Source organism: Mesorhizobium sp. M5C.F.Ca.IN.020.32.2.1 (genome assembly GCF_004023105.1).
Lineage (GTDB): Bacteria > Pseudomonadota > Alphaproteobacteria > Rhizobiales > Rhizobiaceae > Mesorhizobium > Mesorhizobium wenxiniae.
The window spans coordinates 1-4,088 of the sequence record NZ_RZSX01000596.1; the positions used below are offsets into that span (position 1 = coordinate 1).

The following is a 4,088-nucleotide window of genomic DNA, read 5'->3' on the forward strand; positions in this document are numbered from 1 at the left end:
TGCCAAGCACCTTCGCGCTCGCCTTGGCGATCGGCTCAAGCGAGAATTCGGGCGACGGTCCATCCTTGGGCCGGCCGAAATGGGCAAGCAGGATGACCTTGGCGCCCTTGCCGGAAAGCTCGGCGATGGTGGGCGCGATGCGCTCGATGCGGGTGGCGTCGGTCACCTTGCGGTCGGCGACGGGAACGTTAAGGTCGACGCGCACCAGCACACGCTTGCCGTCGATGTTGCCGATGTCGTCCAGTGTCTTGAAGCCGGCCATGCTGTTCCCTTTCGCGAAAAATCGCCGGGACCTTACCCCGCATCAACGATGATGCAAGACCTGCAATGGTGCTACGCGGAAAATATGACACGGCATGTGTCGGGAGCAGTCAGCCCTCGTCGGTTGCCCTTTCCACCACCGGCTGTGGAGACCGTTCCGCGTCGTCCGGCGCCTCGGCACTCTGCTTTTTGATCCGCTTGCGCCAATTGCGCACAAAGCCAGCGACGCGGTCGGCGATCTCGCCAGCACTCAGGAACACCGGCACCCGTGCCACCGGCGCGGTCGGCTCGAGGGAAAGACCGAGGCCAGTGATCTTGCCTTTGTCGTCGACATCGCGGACGATCAGCTCGATCGGACCAATCAGCACGCGGTCAGCATATTCGGCATGACCGCCGAGCCGCTCCGTCACCAGGTCGCCGACGGTCAGCTTGCGTTCCTCCTCGGTCAGGCCCGGCGCGTAAGCGGCTTCAAGTTCCGCGGCGGAGCGCGCCGGATCGACGGCGAAGGCGCCGAAGAAGTCCGCGTCCTCGGGATCGACCACGGCCCGGCTGGCGAACAGCTTGTCGAGCAGGGCTGGATAGCGATCCGGCACGAAAATGTAGACATGGTCGCCGGCGGCGAGCCTGCCCATGTCCTGGAAGCGCATCGAGCGCCCGTCGCGCAGCACCAGCGACGGCCGCGCCCAGCGCGGAATGCGCTCGCCGCGCGCCACCGGGCTGCCGGGTGCTACGCGATAGGCCAGAAGCTCGTGGTGGGCGGAGCCCGGCAATTCGAGTTCGACCTTGTCCAACGGGCCTAGGCGGGCCGGCACGATCAGGCCGAGGCGGCGTGCCAGCGGTCCGACGGTCCATCCCTGGATGACCAGCGACACCAGCACGACGATGAAGGCGGTGTTGAAGATGAGACGGCCGTTCTCAAGCCCGCCAAGCAGCGGCGTGATGGCGAGCAGGATCGACACGGCGCCGCGCAGACCCACCCATGAGACGAAGGCGACTTCCGGGCGCGGCAGACGGAACGGCATCAGGCAAAGCCAGACGGCAACTGGCCGCGCCACGAATATCAGGAACAGGCCCAGCAGCACCGCCGGCAGCAGGATCGCCGGAAATTGCGAGGGCGTCGCGAACAGGCCGAGGACCAGGAACATGATGATCTGTGCCAGCCACGACATGCCGTCCTGGAAGCGCTTGAGGATGGTGACGGCGCGAATGTCGGAATTGCCGGCAATAAGGCCGGCAATATAGACCGCCAGAAAACCGGAGCCGCCAATGGCGCCGGCGGCGGCGAACACCATCAGCGACAGCGTCAGCACGAAGATCGGCAGCAGCCCATGGTCGAGATTGAGCCGGTCGACAAGACGCACGATGGCGAGGCCGCCGAAAATGCCGACGATGGCGCCAAGCCCCATATTGAGAAGGAAGCCGAGGACGAGATCCGTAACCAGCACCCTGGCCTCGGGACTGGAGTTGGCGGCGATGATCTCGACCAGGCTAATGGTCAGGAAGATTGCGATTGGGTCATTGGTGCCGGATTCCACCTCGAGCGTGGAACGCACGCGTTCGCGCAAATTGATCTCGCCGGCGCGCAACAGGAAGAACACTGCTGCCGCGTCGGTCGAGGCGACAGCAGCCCCGAGCAGGAAGGATTCCAGCCAGCTGAGATCGAGCAGATAATAGGCGACGACGCCGAACAGGCCAGTGGTCAAAAGGACGCCGATGGTCGCCAGCGACAGTGCCGGTCCGGCCGCCTGGCGCAAGGCGTTGAGCGGCGTGCCGAAACCGGAATCGAACAGGATGACGGCCAGCGCCAGTGAGCCGGCAAAATAAGCCAGCCGCGCATTGTCGAATTGGATGCCGAGGCCGTCGGTTCCCGTGGCCAGGCCGATGCAGAGAAACAGCAGCAAGAGAGGGGCGCCGAAGCGGAAGGCGATCAGGCTCGAAAACGCGGCGGCGACGACCAGTGCGGCGCCGACCAGCGTCACGAGATAGATCGCATGCTCCATCCGCCAATTGCCCCTCGAATTCGTGTTCCTCTCGCTTTACGGGAGAGTGAGGCGAAGACATGACCGGTGCAAGGCGTGAGGGTGGTTTTTTGCCCTATGCCGCTGATTATTGAGTGTTTTGGTGTTCTAGGCGCTGTCTTGCCAAACAAACCGTTAGAGCGTCGTTTGCGCATTCAGAAGGGCGCTGGGCGCTCTCATGAAAACGCCCGGACAGAGCCGGGCGTTTTCGAAGTCGCGAGAAGATGGTTCTGCGATCAGGCGATGGTCTTGCCGAAGGCGACTGCGGTGTCGGCCATGCGGTTGGAAAAACCCCATTCATTATCGTACCAGGACAGCACCGAAACGAAGTTGCCGTCCATGACCTTGGTCTGGTCGAGCGCCATGATCGAGGAATGCGGATCGTGGTTGAAGTCGATCGACACGTTCGGGTGATGGGTAACGGCGAGGATGCCCTTCAGCTTGCCGTTGGAGGCGGCGATCACCGCCTCGTTGATCTCCTGCACGGTCGTCGGCCGCTTGGCGATGAACTTGAAATCGACAACCGAGACGTTCGGGGTCGGCACGCGAATGGAGATGCCGTCGAGCTTGCCCTTGAGATCGGGCAGCACCAGGCCGATCGCCTTGGCCGCACCGGTCGAAGTCGGGATCTGCGACAGGGCCGCGGCGCGGGCGCGGTAGAGATCCTTATGCATGGTGTCCAGCGTCGGCTGGTCGCCGGTGTAGGAGTGGATCGTCGTCATCATGCCCTTCTCGATGCCGACGGCCTTATGCAGCACGGCTGCCAGCGGTGCCAAGCAGTTGGTAGTGCAGGAGGCGTTCGAGATGACGATGTGATCCGTGGTCAGCTTGTCATGGTTGATGCCATAGACGACAGTGAGGTCGGCGCCCTCCGCCGGCGCCGAGACGAGGACGCGCTTGGCGCCGGCGGTCAGATGCGCGGCGGCCTTGTCGCGGGCGGTGAAGATGCCGGTGCATTCGAGCGCAATATCGATGCCGAGCTCGTTCCACGGCAACTGCGTCGGGTCCTTGATCGCGGTGACCTTGAATTTTTCGGTGCCGACGGTGATCTGGTCACCGTCAACCGTCACTTCATGCGGGAAGCGGCCATGCACGCTGTCGAAGCGTAGCAGATGCGCGTTGGTTTCGACCGGGCCGAGGTCGTTGACGGCGACAACGTCGATGTCCTTGCGGCCGGATTCGTGGATGGCGCGCAGGATGTTGCGGCCGATGCGGCCGAATCCGTTGATGGCAACTCTGACGGTCATTTTTCTCTCCCTGGGAGTTGGAGGCCGAAGATCAAGTCCGCAGCTTCATAACGGCGGGCTGGCAAAGAATCCAGCCGTCGATGGGTTGGATTTAAGTCCACAGACGGAGGCTGCCCGCAAAACCATTATGCGCGGTTTCGCGGGTGCCTGGCTTTTACTCGCCGTGCAGGCGGGCTTCAGCCGCCTTCACCGTCGCTTCGGCGGTGATGCCGAAATGCGGATAGAGCTGTTCGATCGTGCCAGAGGCGCCGAAGCCGGTCATGCCGATGAAGATGCCGTCGGCGCCAATGAAATAATCCCAGCCTTGGCGGATGCCGGCTTCGATCGCGATCTTGATCGGCGCGTTGCCGATCGTCTTCTTGCGATAGTCGGCGCTCTGCTTGTCGAACAATTCGAAACACGGGACCGAGACGACGCGGGTCGGATGGCCGTGCTTTTCGAGCGCCTCGCGCGCCGCCAGCGCGATTCCGACCTCGGAGCCCGAAGCGAAGATCGTCACCGCCGCATCGCCATTGGCGCGAGCCAACTCATACGCGCCCTGGCGGCTGAGGTTTTCCGCAAC

The 4,088-nt window shown here is 63.3% G+C and carries 4 protein-coding genes; all 4 read right to left on the reverse strand.

The annotated features are described in order from the left end of the window. A partial coding sequence (gene pgk / locus EOA86_RS25045) for a phosphoglycerate kinase (protein ID WP_128344125.1) occupies positions 1-262 on the reverse strand: 262 nt, incomplete at its 3' end. 109 nt (positions 263-371) lie between these two features. Next, positions 372-2,261: a potassium/proton antiporter gene (locus tag EOA86_RS25050; protein ID WP_128344127.1), complete on the reverse strand. Its 1,890-nt coding sequence runs from the start codon at positions 2,259-2,261 to the stop codon at positions 372-374. Between the two features lie 254 nt (positions 2,262-2,515). Next, positions 2,516-3,526, reverse strand: a complete 1,011-nt coding sequence (gap, locus tag EOA86_RS25055) for a type I glyceraldehyde-3-phosphate dehydrogenase (protein ID WP_128344129.1) — start codon at positions 3,524-3,526, stop codon at positions 2,516-2,518. A gap of 154 nt (positions 3,527-3,680) precedes the next feature. Next, a partial coding sequence (locus EOA86_RS25060; protein WP_281035693.1) for a transketolase C-terminal domain-containing protein occupies positions 3,681-4,088 on the reverse strand: 408 nt, incomplete at its 5' end.

Coding starts and splice junctions, on each gene's coding strand:
- EOA86_RS25050 (WP_128344127.1), bottom strand. CDS start 2,261: ATGGAGCATGCGATCTATCTCGTGACGCTGGTCGGCGCCGCACTGGTC.
- gap (WP_128344129.1), bottom strand. CDS start 3,526: ATGACCGTCAGAGTTGCCATCAACGGATTCGGCCGCATCGGCCGCAAC.